The organism is Shimwellia pseudoproteus (assembly GCF_016415625.1).
GTDB classification, from domain to species: domain Bacteria; phylum Pseudomonadota; class Gammaproteobacteria; order Enterobacterales; family Enterobacteriaceae; genus Shimwellia; species Shimwellia pseudoproteus.
In genome coordinates, this window is record NZ_WBXP01000005.1 from 58,114 (window position 1) to 76,055 (window position 17,942).

A 17,942-nucleotide genomic window follows, 5' to 3' on the forward strand; every position below is an offset into this window, starting at 1 on the left:
TTATTTCAGTAGTTTGTGCAGCAGAGCGATAACCTGCTGCACGTCTTGCTGGCTCAGGCCGCCGTCTTTGACAAACTGCACCCGCCCGGTGTTATCCAGCACCACAATGGCCGAGCCGCCCGCTTCCAGCTGCCATTTCTGCTTCGCGACCCCGTTACTGTCGACAATAAACTGCGACCACGGATACTGCTTCTTGCTGCTCTCAATACTGCTACGGACAAACATGCCGGTACCGACGATGGCGTCATCAGTATTGACGATGGTGGTGGTCTGGTAACGGTCGTGGGGGAACTGCGCGCTTTTAATCGCCTCAATCAGGGCGGCGTTTTGCTGTTTGGCGGAAGAACGCCCGGCAATATGCTGGATAACGCGCACTTTTCCCGGCAGTTGCGCGCTGTTCCAGTTACGGTAGCTGAAGTTACCGTTATCCAGTATCAACTCGCCTTTATCGCTGATGCCCACCGGGGGAACGCGCTGGTTTTCGGCAAGGTTATGGGCAGATGCCAGCAGCGGAAATACCAGCGCCGCCAGGGTTATCAAAGTTCGCAGGGTCATAGGGCACTCCATTATTATTGTCTTAGTGATCGGACCAGATAGTTACTGGCTAAGCATAAGTGTGGTTTTGTGACTTTTCACGCAACTACAGTGCCAGTTTGCGGACAAACGCACACATTCGAATTAATTCGACTCGTTATACTTCGGTGCCTAAAGAACTGAAAAGATAATTCTGAATAAGTGTAATAAAAAGGTAAAAAAAGTTATATAGACTAGCGATATCTGGTATCTGAGCTATAGTTCAATCGCTTTGGAAATCCCTAAAGCAGTTTTGGATCGCAGCGTGTCTGCTACCGGAGGAAGAGAGGACCTCTTCTGACAATGTTCCGGAAATTACCGGTGCGGTCTGAAAGGTGATGGGTATTTTTTACGTCTTATATGGGTTGGCCGATTGTGGATCAGCAGAGACGTATGACTAGCAGGAGTTGAAAAGAATGAAAATTTTCCAGCGTTACAATCCCCTTCAGGTGGCAAAGTACGTAAAAATCCTGTTTCGTGGACGGTTGTACATCAAGGACGTTGGCGCGTTTGAATTTGATAAGGGTAAAATCCTTATCCCCAAAGTGAAGGATAAGCAGCACTTTTCCGTCATGTCCGAAGTTAACCGCCAGGTACTGCGTTTGCAGACCGATATGGGGTGACCGGCAGGCCTGCTGCGAGGGCAACGCTACTCCGGTAGACGTTGTCGATAGATAGCCTGAGATCGGCAATGTCCGGCTCAGGCTTTTTTGTGTCCGGATTTTGGTATCTGGTTATCGCGGCAATAAAAAAGGGCGGTGAATCACCGCCCTGCAAGCTATGGGGTAGTACTGCGCCGGTTATTTGGCCTCCGGCTGTATCTCCGCCCCTTCGGCATCCGGCAACTTAGGCGCCAGAGCGACTGGCCGGCTCTCCAGTCGGGTGACCAGCAGCTGGTCAATACGGAAGTTATCAATATCCACCACTTCAAACTTGTAGCCGGAGAACTTCACAAAGTCCGTGCGTTTCGGGATCTTACGCAGCATAAACATCATAAAGCCGCCGATGGTTTCATAGTTATCGGACTGCGGAAACTCATCAATATCCAGCACGCGCATCACGTCATCAATGGGGGTGCCGCCTTCAACCAGCCAGGAGTTTTCGTCACGGGCGACGATCTGCTCTTCTGTGCCCATGCCCACCAGATCACCCATCAGCGTGGTCATCACGTCATTGAGGGTAATAATCCCCACCACCAGCGCGTATTCATTCATGATGACCGCAAAGTCTTCCCCGGCAGATTTGAAGCTTTCCAGCGCCTCAGACAGGGTAAGGGTATCCGGCACCATCAGCGCACTGCGAATATGTACGCCGCTGTTCAGGGCCAGGCTCTGGTTGCCCAGAACCCGGTTTAACAGCTCTTTGGAGTCCACATAGCCAATGATATGGTCGATATCGTCTTTGCAGACCAAAAACTTAGAGTGTGGGTGGTCGGCAATTTTGTTTTTCAGGCTCTGTTCATCTTCCAGCAGATCGAACCAGACAATATTTTCCCGGGACGTCATCGAAGAGGGAACGGTTCTGGACTCCAGCTCAAAGACGTTTTCAATCAGCTCATGTTCCTGTTTACGCAGCACCCCGGCCAGGGCACCTGCTTCAACCACCGCATAGATATCATCAGAGGTGATGTCATCTTTACGGACCATCGGCAGCTTAAACAGACGGAAAATCATGTTGGCCAGGCCGTTGAAGAACCATACCAGCGGGCGGAATACCAACAGGCAGAAGCGCATCGGGTTGATGATACGTAAAGCGACCGCTTCAGGCGCTACCATACCGATGCGTTTCGGGGTGAGGTCAGCAAACAGGATAAACATCCCGGTGACCAGCGAGAAAGAGAGAATGAAGCTCAGTTGCTCCGACAATTCCGGGGAGAAAAACTTGAGCAGAACATCGCGGAAGATCGGTGAAAAAGCCGCATCCCCAACAATACCACCCAAAATTGCCACCGCGTTAAGGCCGATTTGAACCACGGTAAAGAAGGTGCCGGGGTTTTCCTGCATCTTCAATACCCGCTGGGCATTGATATCGCCTTCATCCGCCAGCAATTTCAGTTTAATTTTGCGGGATGCTGCCAGCGAGATCTCAGAGATCGAGAAGAAGGCACTGATGGCGATCAGACTAAGTATAACTAATATACTGTTTAACATATTTTATCCGGCTGCTATAGCCAGAGCCTCGGAGGGAAGTTGATAATTTGTATAACAAAATTAACAGCCGATCCGCAGGAAATGGACCGGCAATTTTCGGGAGTAGTATAGCGTAACCACCGGTCACGCTGCCAGCAAAGCACAGTGCGTCCGCACTGTCTGAGTGCTGAAACCGGCTACCGTACAGGGATTTAGCCTTTTCGGATAGGGGGCCGGTGATGATTATTGTGGTGGCAGGCAGACACCGATACCACCAAGGCCGCAATAACCATGCGGATTTTTGTGCAGATATTGCTGGTGTTCATCTTCGGCGTAATAGAATGGCGCCGCCCCGGTAATCTCAGTGGTCACCACGCGGTTATCACCGGCGTTGGCCATCGCTTGCTGGAAGCGCGCCAGGCTATCCCGGGCTGCGGCGTCCTGGGCCGGGGATAACGGATAAATCCCGGAACGGTACTGAGAGCCCTGATCATTGCCCTGGCGCATGCCCTGTGCAGGGTCGTGATTTTCCCAGAACACCTGCAGCAACTGGCGATAACTTACTACCGCGGGATCAAAGACCACCCGTACTGCCTCAGCATGGCCGGTCTGGCCGGTGCAGACTTCGCGATATGTCGGATTGGGGGTGTAGCCCCCGGTGTAACCGGCAGCGGTGCTGTAGACGCCGGGCTGCTGCCAGAACAGTCGCTCTACCCCCCAAAAACAGCCCATGGCAAACAGCGCCACCTCCATGCCGTCGGGAACATGGGTCATAGAGTGATGAGTAACACTGTTCAGGGTGGTGACCGGCATCGGCGTGTTACGGCCAGGTAACGCATCAGAGGCGCTAATCAGTTGTGATTTATCAAACATTTTCATTACGGCAATTCTCCCGGTGGAAAGAAAAAGGCCAGATATCAGGACGCAGGTTGTAACCCTGGCGTTATTTGCAGACAATAACCGAATTATTGCCTGTAATCTGGCAAATACACTATAGAAAAACGAAGCGTTGTTACGAAAACGCTAAACTGAATGTTATCGCCTACCGTTATCTATACGACAGCGGCGGGCAAGACGGTGAAAGCGTCGCTATTGTGTATCAGAATTATTGAGATTGTTTTGTGTTTTTCAACCTATTGTTGGTTGATTGTTAAACCGCGGAGCGGTATTGGTTTTTTTAGGGTGAGGGACTCAGGAGAAGACGTGCCACAACTACGAACGATATGTATTGCTGGCCTGTGCCTGGCAAGCGGGGCGGTAAATGCAGCCAGTATTCGATTGCAGGTGGAAGGGCTATCCGGACAACTGAAAAAGAACGTCAGGGCACAGTTATCCACTATTGAAAGCGATGAGGTCACCCCTGATCGCCGTTTTCGCGCACGCGTTGATGATGCCATTCGTGAGGGGCTGAAGGCGCTGGGTTACTACGAGCCACAGATTGATTTTGATTTGCGCCCGCCCCCGGCCAAAGGGCGGCAGGTGCTGATAGCCAAGGTAGACCCGGGCCAGCCTATCTTAATTGGCGGCACGGATGTGGTGTTTCGCGGCGGTGCGCAAACCGATAAAGACTACCTGGACCTCCTGACCAAGCGGCCGAAAATTGGCACGGTGCTGAACCACAGCGATTATGATGGTTTTAAGAAAGACATCACCAGCGTCACCCTGCGCAAAGGGTATTTTGACGGTGAGTTCAAAAAGCATCAGTTGGGCGTCTCGCTCGATCGCCACCAGGCCTTCTGGGATATTGATTACGACAGCGGTAAACGCTACCGGTTTGGGACCGTCACGTTTGAGGGCTCACAAATCCGTGACGAATATCTTCAGGCGCTGGTCCCTTTTAAACCCGGCGATTATTACACCTCCGCCGATCTCGGTGAGCTGAACCGCCGCCTTTCCGCCACCGGCTGGTTTAACTCTGTGGTGGTGGCGCCGGAGTTTGATAAATCCAGAAAAACCAAAGTGCTGCCGCTGCACGGTGTGGTGAGCCCGCGAACTGAAAACTCCATCGAAACCGGTATTGGCTACTCCACCGATGTCGGGCCGCGGCTGACCACTTCCTGGACCAAGCCCTGGGTCAACACCTATGGGCATAGTCTGACCTCCAGCATCAGCGTTTCCGCACCGGAGCAGACCCTCGATTTCAGTTATAAGGTTCCGCTGCTGAAAAGCCCCCTTGAGCAATATTATCTGTTCCAGGGTGGCTACAAAAATACCGACCTGAACGATACCAAATCTGACTCCACCGCCCTGGCGGCCTCCCGTTACTGGGAGATGACCAGCGGCTGGCAACGGGCTATCAATATGCGCTGGAGCCTCAGCCACTTTACCCAGGGGGAAGTGACCAACACCACCATGCTGTTTTATCCGGGGGTCAGCTTAAGCCGCACCCGTTCCCGGGGCGGGCTGATGCCGACCTGGGGGGATTCACAGCGCTACTCGCTGGATGTGTCCGATACCTCATGGGGTTCCGATGTGGACTTCGCGGTGATCCAGGCACAGAACGTCTGGATCCGCACCCTGTTTGAAAAACACCGCTTTGTGTTCCGCGGCAACCTTGGCTGGATAGAAACCAACGACTTCGAGCGGGTACCGCCGGATCTGCGTTTCTTCGCCGGTGGTGACCGCAGTATTCGTGGTTATGACTATAAAAAAATCTCCCCGGAGGACAGCAGCGGCAAGCTGACCGGTGCGTCCAAGCTGGCAACCGGCTCCATTGAATACCAGTACAACGTGACCGGTAAATGGTGGGGGGCGGTATTTGTCGACTCTGGCGAGGCGGTCAACGATATCAAGCAAAGTGATATTAAAACCGGCGCCGGTGTCGGGGTGCGTTGGGCATCTCCGGTGGGGCCCGTTAAGCTCGATTTCGCAGCCCCAATAGGGGACAAAGACCAGCATGGGGTGCAGTTCTATATCGGGTTGGGGCCGGAATTATGAGTTTATGGAAGAAGATCAGCCTCATTTTACTGCTGGTGCTGGTGGTTATCATCGGCGCCGTGGGCTTCCTGGTGGGGACCACCACCGGGCTACATATACTGTTTAACGCGGCCAACCGCTGGGTGCCTGGCCTGGATATCCGCAGCGTAACCGGGGGCTGGAAAGATTTGACCCTGAAAGGGGTTAGCTATCAGCAGCCCGGCGTGGCGGTGAATGCCGGTGAGCTGCACCTGTCGGTGGGGCTGAGCTGCCTGAAGCGCAGCAGTTTCTGTGTGAATGATCTGGCGCTGAAAGATATCAATGTCGCCATCGACACCAGCAAAATGCCCCCGTCCGCGCCAGAAGCGCCAGACGAGGACGCCGGCCCGCTGGATCTCAGCACCCCGTATCCGATTAGCCTGAGCCGGGTGGCCCTGAATAACGTCAATGTGAAAATCGACGATACCACCGTCTCGGTGCTGGACTTTACTACCGGGATGACCTGGGAGGACCGCAATATGGTCCTTAAGCCCACCTCTCTTGCCGGGTTGTTGATTGCCTTGCCGAAGGTGGCAAAAGTGGCGCAAGAAAACGTGGTGGAGCCGAAAGTCACCGCCCCTAAACCGGACGAGCTGCCGCTGGGCGAGACCCTGAAGCAGCTGTTTGCCAAACCGCTGCTGCCGGAGATTGCCGATGTGCATATCCCGGTAAACCTGACTATCGAATCGTTCCAGGGCAAGCAACTGCGCCTGACTGGCGACACCGATGTGACGGTAAAAAGCCTGCTGCTGAAGGTGAGCAGTGTGGACGGGCTGATGCACCTCGACACCCTGGATGTTGACGCCAACGAAGGGACGGTTAACGCCACCGGTAAAGCCGAACTGCGTGATAACTGGCCGGTGGATATCACCCTTAACAGTACCCTGAATGTCGACCCTATCAAGGGCGAAAAAGTCAAAATGCAGGTTTCCGGTGCCCTGCGTGAAAAGCTGAATGTCGGGGTTAACCTTTCCGGGCCGGTCGATATGCAACTGCGGGCAACCACTGAGCTGGCCACCGCCGGCCTGCCGCTGAACCTTGAGTTACTCAGCAAGCAGTTGTACTGGCCCTTTACCGGCACCCGCCAATTCCAGGCGGACAACCTCGCCCTGAAGCTCAGTGGTAAAGCGACGGATTACACCCTGTCGCTGCGCGGCGCGGTGAAGGGGGAACAAATTCCCGCCACCGGTATTACCCTGGATGCCAAAGGCAACGCCCAGCAAGTCAGCCTCGATAAGTTGAGCCTGGCGACCTTACAGGGGCATGTGGATCTTAAGGCATTGCTCGACTGGCAGCAGGCCATTAGCTGGCGCGGTGAGCTGAGCCTGAACGGTATCAATACCGCGAAACAGTACCCGGAATGGCCGTCGAAACTTGACGGGGTGATCCAGACCCGCGGCAGCCTGTATGGCGGTAGCTGGCAGATGGAGATCCCGAAAATCCAGCTGAACGGGAATGTGAAGCAAAATGCCGTGAAGGTGGAAGGCCAGGCCAAAGGCAACAGCTATATGCAATGGCTGATCCCCGGGCTGCATGTGGCCCTGGGGCGCAATACTGCTGACATCAAAGGGGAGCTGGGGGTCAAAGCACTCAACCTCGATGCGACCATTGATGCCCCGGGCCTGAATAATGCGCTGCCGGGGTTAGGCGGCACCGCGAAAGGGCTTATCAAAATACGCGGCGATGTTAAGGCGCCGCAACTGCTGGCAGATGTCACCGCCAGCAACCTGCGCTGGCAGGAGCTCTCCGTGGCCAGTGTGGTACTGAAAGGGGATGTGACCTCCAGCGAGCAAATTGCCGGGGCCCTGAACCTGCGGGTAGAGCGTATTACTCAGCCGGGGGTAAAACTCGGCCTGGTAAGCCTGGATGCCAAAGGCAATGAACAGCACCACCAGCTGGCCCTGCGCATCCAGGGCGATCCGGTTTCTGGTCAGTTGGATCTGAGCGGCAGTTTTGATCGTAAAGAACAGCGCTGGCGCGGGGAGTTAACCAATACGCGTTTTGCTACCCCGGTGGGACCGTGGTCCCAGCGCGGGGCGATCAGCCTTGATTACCGTAACGCGCAACAGTCGATAGCCATTGGTCCCCACTGCTGGGTGAACCCGGATGCCGAGCTGTGCGTGCCCCAGACCATTGATGCCGGGGCCAAAGGCCACGCGGCGATTAATCTTAACCGCTTTGATTTGGCGATGATCAAACCCTTTATGCCGGAGGCCACGCAGGCAAGTGGGGTATTTAGCGGTAAGGCGGATGTGAAGTGGGACACCACCGCACCGGGGCTGCCACAGGGGAGTGTTACCCTGTCTGGCCGCGGGGTGAAGGTGACCCAGGACGTGAATGGCGCGCCGCTGCCGGTGGCCTTCGATACCCTGAATCTGACGGCCGACCTGCATAATAACCGTGCCCAGTTGGGCTGGCTGATTCGCCTGACCAATAACGGCCAGCTGGAGGGGGATATCCAGGTGGCGGACCCGGAAAACCGGCGTAACCTGTCCGGCAGCGTGAATATGCGTAACTTCTCGCTGGCGATGGTTAACCCTATCTTCTCCCGGGGCGAAAAAGCCCAGGGGATGTTGAACGCAAACCTCACCCTCGGGGGCAATGCCGAGCGGCCGCAGCTGTTCGGGGATTTACGCCTCACCGGGCTGGACATTGACGGCAACTTTATGCCGTTTGATATGCAGCCCAGCCAGGTGGCGATGCGCTTTAACGGCATGAGTTCGGTGCTGAACGGCCAGGTGGTGACCAAACAGGGTTATATCAATCTGACCGGGAATGCGGACTGGAGCCAGCTTGATAACTGGCGGGCACGTATCGCAGCCCAGGGGACCAAAGTCCGGGTTACTGTCCCGCCGATGGTGCGGGTGGATGTGTCACCGGATGTGGTGTTTGAGGCCACGCCGAAGTTGTTCAGCCTGGAGGGCAATGTGGATGTGCCCTGGGCACGTATCGTGGTCCACGATGTGCCTGCCAGCGCGGTAGGGGTGTCCGGTGATGAAGTGATGCTGGATAAAAACCTGAAGCCGGAAAAAGCCCAGAGCGCCGGGATCCCGATTAACAGCAATCTGAATATCCACGTCGGTAATGATGTGCGCCTCGAAGCCTTTGGCCTGAAAGCGCGCCTGACCGGTGACCTTAAAGTGGTACAGGATCAGCAAGGGCTGGGGCTGAATGGCCAGATTACTATCCCGTCCGGCCGTTTCCACGCCTATGGTCAGGATCTGATTGTCCGTAAAGGGGAGCTGTTGTTCTCCGGGCCGCCGGATCAGCCGATCCTCAACATCGAGGCAATCCGTAACCCGGAAGCCACCGAGGACGATGTCACCGCCGGGATCCGGGTGACCGGGCCTGCGGATCAGCCGAAAGCCGAAGTGTTCTCTGATCCCGCGATGTCCCAGCAGGCTGCACTCTCTTACTTGTTACGTGGCCAGGGCCTGGACAGCACCGAAAGTGACAGTTCCGCCATGACATCAATGTTGATCGGCATGGGGCTTGCGCAAAGTGGTCAGGTTGTGGGTAAAATCGGGGAAACATTTGGCATCAGTAATCTGGCGCTGGATACCCAAGGTGTGGGAGACTCCTCACAGGTGGTAGTGAGTGGTTACGTACTGCCGGGTTTACAGGTGAAGTACGGTGTTGGTATCTTCGACTCGCTGGCAACACTGACACTGCGTTATCGTCTGATGCCTAAACTGTATTTGGAAGCGGTGTCTGGTGTTGATCAGGCGCTTGATTTGCTCTATCGATTTGAGTTTTAGCAATGCGAATATTTGTCTATGGCAGTTTACGACGCAAACAAGGCAACAGCCACTGGATGACGAATGCTCAGCTTTTGGGTACGCACAGTATTGAAAACTATGCGCTGTATTCCATTGGGCACTATCCTGGCGCCGTACCGGGTGAGGGTCATGTTACCGGTGAAGTATACCGCGTGGATGCGGCTACCCTGTCTGAGCTGGATGCGTTGCGTACCACGGCGGGTGAGTATTCCCGCCATCTGATTCAGACGCCTTACGGTAGTGCATGGATGTATGTCTACCAGCGCCCGGTGGAAGGGCTAAGGCGTATTGAGAGCGGTGACTGGCTGGATCGGGAGCAGTATCTCTGATCGTGCTGGCTGCCGGTACACCATAAAAAAACCCTGCCAGATGGCAGGGTTTTTGTTTTCGGCCCCGGGGGGAATTATTTCTTCGCGCGTTCGAAAGAGGCAATGATTTCAGCTTTCGCCGCGGCGGCATCAGCCCAGCCTTCTACTTTCACCCATTTGCCTTTTTCCAGATCTTTATAGTGCTCAAAGAAGTGACCAATCTGCGCTTTCAGCAGCTCAGGCAGGTCGCTCACGTCTTTGATATTATCGTATTCTTTGCTCAGTTTGGTGTGCGGCACCGCAACCACTTTCGCGTCTTCGCCAGACTCGTCAGTCATTTTCAGTACCCCAACCGGACGGCAGCGAACCACGGAACCCGGCTGCAGCGGATACGGGGTCGGAACCAGTACGTCAACCGGGTCACCGTCCAGAGACAGGGTGTGGTTGATGTAGCCGTAGTTGCACGGATAGAACATCGCTGTGGACATGAAACGGTCTACAAACAGCGCGCCGCTCTCTTTATCCACTTCATATTTGATAGGATCGGCGTTTGCCGGGATCTCGATGACGACGTAGATATCTTCCGGCAGATCTTTACCGGCTGGTACGTTGAGTAAGCTCATGTCTGTTTCCTTTAACTATGTGCAAACAAGTGGCGGTATTATAGCGAACTGCGTCGGAATGTCTTCGCCTGTTTTCGCCCCAGCCCGCATGTAGACAGGGATTTACCGCCAGATGACAGCTTGAAAATCCATATCCTCAGGCGGATTTTATATAAAAATTTGGAAGCGATTACAAATTCCTGATTACCAGTAAAATACCCATAAAAAACAATGTCTTTTCTGTGTTTTTCTCACCAACTGACCGGTATGGTTTTACCGGTTATCAGCGGTACTTTTACGCAACACTATTGCTACTTTTTGAATATGTGATGTAACGCATTCCGTTACATCACCGGTTGTCTATAGTTTCCCGGACGGTGAAAATCTGACCAATAATAACCCGATGAGGATGCCCTTATGTGGAAGCGCTTACTTCTTGTTACCGCAGTTTGTACAGCCATGTCGTCAGTTGCCAGTGCCGCCCCGCTGACCGTGGGGTTTTCCCAGGTAGGGTCTGAATCAGGCTGGCGCGCCGCCGAAACCTCAGTCGCAAAAAGTGAGGCTCAGAAACGCGGGATTACGCTAAAAATTGCCGACGGCCAGCAAAAGCAGGAAAACCAAATCAAGGCGGTGCGATCGTTTATCGCTCAGGGGGTGGACGCTATCTTTATCGCCCCGGTGGTGGCAACAGGCTGGGAACCGGTGCTGGAAGAGGCCAAAGACGCGAAAATCCCGGTATTCCTGCTGGACCGCTCCATTGATGTCAAAGATAAATCCCTCTACATGACCACGGTCACCGCCAACAACGTGCTGGAAGGGCAATTAGTGGGGGATTGGCTTATCAAAACCCTCAACGGTAAACCCTGTCATGTTGTTGAGTTGCAGGGCACCGTCGGGGCCAGTGTGGCCATCGACCGTAAGAAAGGCTTTGCCGAGGCCATCGCCAAAGCGCCGAATATCAATATTATCCGCTCCCAGTCCGGTGACTTTACCCGCAGCAAGGGCAAAGAGGTGATGGAGAGTTTTATTAAGGCAGAGAATAACGGCAAGAATATCTGCATGGTCTATGCCCATAACGACGATATGGTTATCGGGGCTATTCAGGCCATCAAAGAAGCGGGGCTGAAACCCGGCAGCGACATTCTGACTGGCTCCATTGACGGGGTGCCGGATATTTATAAAGCCATGATTGCCGGTGAGGCCAACGCCAGCGTGGAGCTAACGCCCAACATGGCAGGCCCGGCCTTTGACGCCCTCGAAAAATACAAGCAAGACGGCACGCTACCGCCGAAACTCACCCTGACGACATCAACGCTGTATCTGCCGGATACCGCCAAAGAAGAGCTGGAGAAGAAAAAAGGCATGGGCTACTGACAGCGGCCCGCCGCGGGAGGATTACCGGCGGCGGGCTTCAGGGGGAATTATGGCGGCATGTAATAATCAGGACATCCTGCGCACGGAAGGGCTGAGTAAACATTTTCCCGGGGTAAAAGCGTTAAATGAGGTCGACTTCAGCCTGCGGCGCGGCGAGATTATGGCGCTGCTGGGGGAGAACGGGGCCGGGAAATCCACCCTTATAAAAGTGCTGACCGGGGTGTACCCCCGGGACAGCGGCACTATCTGGTTAAACGGCGAGAGCATCTCACCGCACAGCACCGCCCACGCCCAGCAACTGGGCATCGGTACAGTTTACCAGGAGGTCAACCTGCTGCCCACGATGTCGGTGGCGGACAACCTGTTCATTGGCCGCGAGCCGCGGCGCTTCGGTATGGTCCGGCGGCGGGAGATGGTGCAGCGCGCCAGCGCGTTGATGCGCAGCTGTGGTTTTGAGCTGGACGTCCGGGAACCCCTTAACCGCTATTCGGTTGCGATGCAGCAAATCGTCGCTATCTGCCGGGCTATCGATCTGTCTGCCAGCGTGTTGATCCTTGATGAACCCACCGCCAGTCTGGATACCAAAGAAGTCGACATGCTGTTTAGCCTGATGCGCCAGTTGCGGGATCGCGGCATCAGCATGATCTTTGTGACTCACTTTCTCGATCAGGTCTATCAGGTCAGCGATCGGATCACCGTGCTGCGTAATGGATCGCTGGTTGGGGTGCGCGATACCAGCACCCTGCCGCAGATAGAGCTGGTGAAAATGATGCTGGGCCGGGAGCTGGATAGCCATGCCCTGCAACGGGCGGGGCGCACCCTGCTGAGCGATACGCCGGTGGCGGCATTTAAAGATTTCGGTAAAAAAGGGGTGATCGCGCCGTTCTCCCTTGCGGTACGTCCCGGTGAGATTGTCGGCCTGGCCGGGTTACTGGGCTCCGGGCGTACCGAAACCGCAGAGGTGATGTTCGGCATTAAACCGGCAGACAGCGGCAGTGCATGGATCAAGGGCAAGCGGCGGACCATTACATCCCCCCACCGGGCCTCCTGCCTTGGGATCGGCTTTTGCCCGGAGGATCGTAAAACCGACGGTATTATTGCGGCCGCCTCGGTACAGCAGAATATTATTCTGGCGCTCCAGGCCCAGCGCGGCTGGCTGCGGCCGATCCCGCGTAAAGAACAGCGGGCGATCGCTGAACGGTTTATTCGCCAGTTAGGGATCCGCACTACCGGCCCGGATCAACCGCTGGCGTTTCTCTCCGGCGGTAACCAGCAGAAAGTGTTGCTCTCCCGCTGGTTACTCACCCGCCCTCAGTTTTTGATCCTCGACGAACCCACCCGGGGCATTGATGTGGGGGCCCATGCGGAAATCGTCCGGCTGATTGAAACCCTGTGCGCCGACGGGCTGGCCCTGCTGGTTATCTCGTCTGAGCTGGAAGAGCTGGTGGGCTATGCGGATCGGGTAGTGATTATGCGGGATCTCCGGCAAGTGGCGGAGATCCCGCTCGATGCGCTGTCGGTCAGCGCCATTATGAATGCAATAGCGGCCTGAGGAGGGGACGATGATGGCAAACTCATTCACCGGCTCACCCCCGGGAAAGCGCCCCTGGCGCTGGCCCCAGGGGCTGGCGCAACTCGCCGCTCTGGCGCTGGTATTGCTGGCGGACAGCCTGGTGGCCAGCCATTTTTTCCAGATAGTTATCCAGGACGGCAGGCTGTTTGGCAGCCCAATCGACATCCTTAACCGGGCGGCGCCGGTGGCGCTGTTGGCGATTGGTATGACTCTGGTGATCGCCACCGGGGGCATTGATCTCTCCGTGGGGGCGGTGATGGCTATCGCCGGGGCCAGCGCGGCGACGCTCACGGTACAGGGCCACAGCCTGGCGGTTGTGCTGCTGGCGTCGCTGGGGGTGGGGGTACTGGCGGGGTTGTGGAACGGTGTGCTGGTGGCGATAGTAAAAATTCAGCCCTTTGTGGCCACCCTGATCCTGATGGTGGCGGGGCGCGGTGTTGCGCAGTTGATCACCGCCGGGCAGATAGTCACCTTTGATGCCCCGGCGCTGGCGTGGATAGGCAGCGGCACATTACTGTGGTTTCCCACGCCGGTTATCGTGGCGCTGGTGACGTTGATCCTGTGCGGGTTACTGATCCGCAAAACCGCCCTCGGGCTGTTTATTGAGTCGGTCGGGATCAACACCCGGGCGGCAAAAAATGCCGGGGTGAATACCCGGATCGTTGTGATACTCACCTATGTGCTGAGCGGGGTATGCGCGGCGATTGCCGGGGTTATCGTGGCGGCGGATATTCGCGGGGCAGACGCTAATAACGCCGGTTTGTGGCTGGAGCTGGACGCCATCCTCGCGGTGGTGATCGGCGGCGGCTCGCTGATGGGCGGGCGCTTCAATATGGCGCTTTCGGTGGTGGGGGCGCTGATTATCCAGGGGATGAACACCGGGATTTTGCTGTCCGGCTTCCCGCCGGAGATGAACCAGGTGGTGAAAGCGGTGGTGGTGCTGGTGGTTCTGGTGGTCCAGTCACCGCGTTTTATTGCATTGCTCAAGAAGGTGCGCCGTCATGATCAAACGTAATTTGCCGCTGATGATAACCCTGGCGGTGTTTATCCTGGGTTACCTGTACTGCCTGACCCAGTTTCCGGGGTTTGCGTCGACCCGGGTCATCTGCAATATCCTGACCGATAACGCCTTTCTGGGCATTGTCGCGGTGGGCATGACCTTTGTTATCCTCTCTGGCGGGATTGATTTATCGGTCGGCTCGGTGATTGCTTTTACCGGGGTTTTCCTCGCCAGGGCGATTGGCCAGTGGGACATGTCGCCGCTGCTGGCTTTCCCGCTGGTGCTGGTGATGGGGTGCGGCTTCGGGGCGTTTATGGGGCTGATTATTGATGCACTTAAGATCCCGGCATTTATTGTGACCCTGGCCGGCATGTTCTTCTTGCGCGGGGTCAGTTACCTGGTCTCAGAAGCCTCACTACCGATTGATCATCCGGTCTATACCCTGTTATCGGGGCTGGCCTGGCGTATCCCCGGGGGCGGGCGGCTGAGTGCTATCGGGTTGCTGATGCTGCTGGTGGTGGTGGCCGGGATGATTGTTGCCCATCGTACCCGCTTTGGTAACCAGGTGTATGCCATCGGTGGCAATGCGACTTCTGCCACACTGATGGGGATCCCTACCCGCAGCACTACGGTGCGGATTTATATGCTGTCGACCGGGCTGTCGACCCTGGCCGGGATTGTGTTCTCGATTTATACCTCTGCGGGCTATGCCCTGGCGGGGCTGGGGGTTGAGCTGGATGCTATTGCCTCAGTGGTGATTGGCGGTACGCTTCTGAGCGGCGGGGTGGGGACGGTGCTGGGGACCTTGTTTGGGGTCGCGCTTCAGGGGCTTATCCAGACTTATATTAATTTCGATGGCACCCTCAGTTCCTGGTGGACCAAGATAGCCATTGGCATTCTGCTGTTTGTGTTCATTGCCCTGCAACGCGGGCTGACGGTACTGTGGGAGAATCGACAAAGTGCGCCGGTTCGCCGGGTGAAAGGGGCGGCGGGGTAGCGAAAAAACAGGGCGCTGCGGCGCCCTGTTGAGAGTCAAGCCGTTAGTCGTCCGGATTGTCGCGGATAAAGCTTTCTACGTCATCCACCATGTGGTTGTTGCCCACAAAGAACGGACGGCGCTGGTGCAGTGCCGTTGGCACGATATCCAGGATGCGCCCGTGGCCATCACTGGCTTTACCACCGGCCTGTTCTGCCAGGAATGCCATCGGGTTGCATTCGTACAGCAGACGCAGTTTCCCTTCCGGGTGGCTGGCGGTGCTTGGGTAGAGGTAAATCCCGCCTTTCAGCAGGTTACGGTGGAAGTCAGCCACCAGGGAGCCAATATAACGTGAGGTATACGGGCGGGAAGTGGCTTTATCTTCTTCCTGGCAGAACTTGATGTACTTTTTCACACCGCGGGGGAATTTGATGTAGTTCCCTTCGTTGATGGAGTACAGCGCGCCTTTTTCCGGGAAGCGCATACGCTCCTGGGACAGGCAGAAAACCCCCAGCGACGGATCGTAAGTGAAAGCATGAACCCCGCAACCGGTGGTATACACCAGCATGGTGGAGGAGCCATAAACCACGTAACCGGCGGCAACCTGTTTGCTACCCGGCTGGAGGAAATCCTCCATGGTGACCGGGGTACCTACCGGCGTGATGCGGCGGTAGATGGAAAAGATAGTGCCGACAGAGACGTTAACGTCAATGTTGGACGAGCCGTCCAGCGGGTCCATCAGCACGACGTATTTGGCGTTTTCACAGCCGTCGAAGATAACGATATCGTCTTCTTCTTCCGAGGCAATACCGGCAACGATATCGCGGGCTTTAAGGGCCGCTTTTAGTTTTTCGTTTGCGAACAAATCCAGTTTTTGTTGCACTTCACCCTGGACGTTCTCCGCACCACTGGCCCCCAGAATATCGACCAGACCCGCTTTATTGATGTCGCGGTGGATAATTTTGGCGCCGAGCTTTATTGCTGACAGTAAGGCAGTCAATTCACCCGTTGCGTGAGGGAACTCATTCTGCTTCTCAACAATAAATTCACCGAGCGTTTTCATAAACTTCTTTCCCTGCTAAGTAGATTGGAAAAATCAACGTGGCAATCCTAACAAACTTTAAAATCACTTTGCTCGGGTGAATCGCATCAGCATGCTACAGAAAATACTGAAAACGCTGTCCGTTACCGGGATGTGGACGATTCAAGAGCAGGACATGGCCTGGACATCCGGGTAGAATATGCGCCGAACTGATAAAGGATAGCAACTATGCGCATTCATATTCTGGGGATTTGTGGCACCTTCATGGGTGGTTTGGCGATGTTGGCACGCTCCCTGGGCCATGAGGTGACGGGCTCTGATGCTAACGTCTACCCGCCAATGAGTACCTTACTAGAACAACAAGGCATTGATTTAATCCAGGGTTACGACGCAAGCCAGCTCGATCCGCGTCCGGATCTGGTGATTATTGGTAATGCCATGACCCGCGGCAACCCTTGCGTGGAAGCAGTACTGGAAAACAACATTCCGTATATGTCTGGCCCGCAGTGGTTACATGATTTCGTATTGCGCGACCGCTGGGTGCTGGCCGTGGCGGGTACCCACGGTAAAACCACCACCGCCGGGATGGTGACCTGGATCCTCGAAGCCTGTGGTTATAAACCCGGCTTTGTTATCGGCGGTGTGCCGGGTAACTTTGAGGTCTCTGCCCGTTTAGGGGAGAGCGACTTTTTTGTTATCGAAGCCGATGAATACGACTGTGCGTTCTTCGATAAACGTTCTAAATTCGTCCACTACTGCCCGCGCACTCTGATCCTCAATAACCTTGAGTTTGACCACGCGGATATTTTTGACGATCTGAAAGCCATTCAGAAGCAGTTCCACCATCTGGTGCGCATCGTACCGGGGAAAGGCAAAATCATCTGGCCAGAGCATGACGCGAACCTGAAACAGGTGATGGGCATGGGCTGCTGGAGTGAGCAGGAACTGGTGGGTGACCAGGGGCACTGGCAGGCGAAGAAACTGAATACCGACGGTTCTCACTGGGCGGTGCTGTTTGACGGCGAGCAGGTGGGGGAAGTGAACTGGCAACTGGTGGGCGAACACAACATGCATAACGGCCTGATGGCGATTGCCGCTGCCCGTCATGTGGGGGTCACTCCGGCAGATGCGGCCGCAGCGCTGGGCGCATTTGTGAATGCCCGTCGCCGCCTGGAACTGCGCGGTGAAGCGTACGGCGTCACCGTTTATGATGATTTTGCTCATCATCCGACGGCGATTCTGGCGACCCTGGCCGCCCTGCGCGGTAAAGTGGGCGGCACGGCGCGGATCCTGGCGGTGCTGGAACCCCGCTCCAATACCATGAAAATGGGGGTGGCGAAGAATGATCTGGCGCCGTCTCTGGGCCGGGCAGACGAAGTGTTCCTGTTGCAGCCGCAGCATATTCCGTGGCAGGTTTCTGAAGTCGCCGACGCCTGTGTGCAGCCCGCACACTGGAGTGCCGACGTCGACACGCTGGTGGATATGATAGTGAAAACCGCCCAACCGGGGGACCATATCCTGGTGATGAGCAATGGCGGGTTTGGCGGTATACATCAGAAGCTGCTTGATGCTCTGGCGGTAAAAGCGGAGAAAGCCAGCGAGGCTGATGCGTAAAATGTAGCCTAACCGCA

Annotated in this window: 14 protein-coding genes; 9 read left to right on the plus strand and 5 right to left on the minus strand. The window is 55.7% G+C overall.

Annotation, left to right across the window (positions count from 1 at the left end):
* Entirely contained in the window at positions 1-555 is a 555-nt protein-coding gene (locus F9C28_RS03890) for a YtfJ family protein (RefSeq protein ID WP_199013928.1), read from the minus strand.
* A gap of 434 nt (positions 556-989) precedes the next feature.
* Between F9C28_RS03890 and F9C28_RS03895 the strand changes: the two genes are divergently transcribed.
* Complete coding sequence (locus F9C28_RS03895; protein ID WP_199013929.1) at positions 990-1,196, plus strand: DUF1107 domain-containing protein; 207 nt, start codon at positions 990-992, stop codon at positions 1,194-1,196.
* Between the two features lie 177 nt (positions 1,197-1,373).
* On the opposite strand, the gene F9C28_RS03900 is transcribed toward F9C28_RS03895, so the two are convergent.
* Positions 1,374-2,723, minus strand: a complete 1,350-nt coding sequence (locus F9C28_RS03900) for a hemolysin family protein (RefSeq protein WP_199013930.1) — start codon at positions 2,721-2,723, stop codon at positions 1,374-1,376.
* A gap of 222 nt (positions 2,724-2,945) precedes the next feature.
* Positions 2,946-3,581: a peptide-methionine (S)-S-oxide reductase MsrA gene (msrA, locus tag F9C28_RS03905; protein WP_199013931.1), complete on the minus strand. Its 636-nt coding sequence runs from the start codon at positions 3,579-3,581 to the stop codon at positions 2,946-2,948.
* Between the two features lie 324 nt (positions 3,582-3,905).
* Here msrA and tamA point away from each other — a divergent pair, with 324 nt between their 5' ends.
* Genes tamA through F9C28_RS03920 form a run of 3 tightly spaced genes read left to right on the plus strand, consistent with a single transcriptional unit; the run spans position 3,906 to position 9,765 of the window.
* On the plus strand, positions 3,906-5,639 hold the full coding sequence (gene tamA, locus F9C28_RS03910; protein ID WP_199013932.1) for an autotransporter assembly complex protein TamA: 1,734 nt from the start codon (positions 3,906-3,908) through the stop codon (positions 5,637-5,639).
* Positions 5,636-9,415: an autotransporter assembly complex protein TamB gene (gene tamB, locus F9C28_RS03915; protein ID WP_199013933.1), complete on the plus strand. Its 3,780-nt coding sequence runs from the start codon at positions 5,636-5,638 to the stop codon at positions 9,413-9,415. The genes tamA and tamB overlap by 4 nt, the downstream gene beginning before the upstream one ends.
* Before the next feature lie 2 nt (positions 9,416-9,417).
* Complete coding sequence (locus tag F9C28_RS03920; RefSeq protein ID WP_199013934.1) at positions 9,418-9,765, plus strand: gamma-glutamylcyclotransferase family protein; 348 nt, start codon at positions 9,418-9,420, stop codon at positions 9,763-9,765.
* A 74-nt stretch (positions 9,766-9,839) separates the two neighbouring features.
* Here F9C28_RS03920 and ppa read toward each other — a convergent pair whose 3' ends face one another.
* Entirely contained in the window at positions 9,840-10,367 is a 528-nt protein-coding gene (ppa, locus tag F9C28_RS03925) for an inorganic diphosphatase (RefSeq protein WP_199013935.1), read from the minus strand.
* Between the two features lie 396 nt (positions 10,368-10,763).
* Here ppa and ytfQ point away from each other — a divergent pair, with 396 nt between their 5' ends.
* Genes ytfQ through yjfF form a run of 4 tightly spaced genes read left to right on the plus strand, consistent with a single transcriptional unit; the run spans position 10,764 to position 15,290 of the window.
* Complete coding sequence (gene ytfQ, locus F9C28_RS03930; RefSeq protein ID WP_199013936.1) at positions 10,764-11,720, plus strand: galactofuranose ABC transporter, galactofuranose-binding protein YtfQ; 957 nt, start codon at positions 10,764-10,766, stop codon at positions 11,718-11,720.
* Positions 11,721-11,769: 49 nt separating this feature from the next.
* Positions 11,770-13,272: a sugar ABC transporter ATP-binding protein gene (locus F9C28_RS03935; protein ID WP_199013937.1), complete on the plus strand. Its 1,503-nt coding sequence runs from the start codon at positions 11,770-11,772 to the stop codon at positions 13,270-13,272.
* A gap of 10 nt (positions 13,273-13,282) precedes the next feature.
* Positions 13,283-14,308, plus strand: a complete 1,026-nt coding sequence (gene ytfT / locus F9C28_RS03940) for a galactofuranose ABC transporter, ATP-binding protein YtfT (RefSeq protein WP_199013938.1) — start codon at positions 13,283-13,285, stop codon at positions 14,306-14,308.
* Positions 14,295-15,290, plus strand: coding sequence for a galactofuranose ABC transporter, permease protein YjfF (yjfF, locus tag F9C28_RS03945; RefSeq protein ID WP_199013939.1), 996 nt, complete (start codon positions 14,295-14,297; stop codon positions 15,288-15,290). The genes ytfT and yjfF overlap by 14 nt, the downstream gene beginning before the upstream one ends.
* A 43-nt stretch (positions 15,291-15,333) precedes the next feature.
* Here yjfF and fbp read toward each other — a convergent pair whose 3' ends face one another.
* Entirely contained in the window at positions 15,334-16,332 is a 999-nt protein-coding gene (gene fbp / locus F9C28_RS03950) for a class 1 fructose-bisphosphatase (RefSeq protein ID WP_199013940.1), read from the minus strand.
* A 207-nt stretch (positions 16,333-16,539) separates the two neighbouring features.
* On the opposite strand from fbp, the gene mpl reads away from it, so the two are divergent.
* On the plus strand, positions 16,540-17,925 hold the full coding sequence (gene mpl, locus F9C28_RS03955; RefSeq protein WP_199013941.1) for a UDP-N-acetylmuramate:L-alanyl-gamma-D-glutamyl-meso-diaminopimelate ligase: 1,386 nt from the start codon (positions 16,540-16,542) through the stop codon (positions 17,923-17,925).
* Positions 17,926-17,942 lie beyond the last annotated feature (17 nt).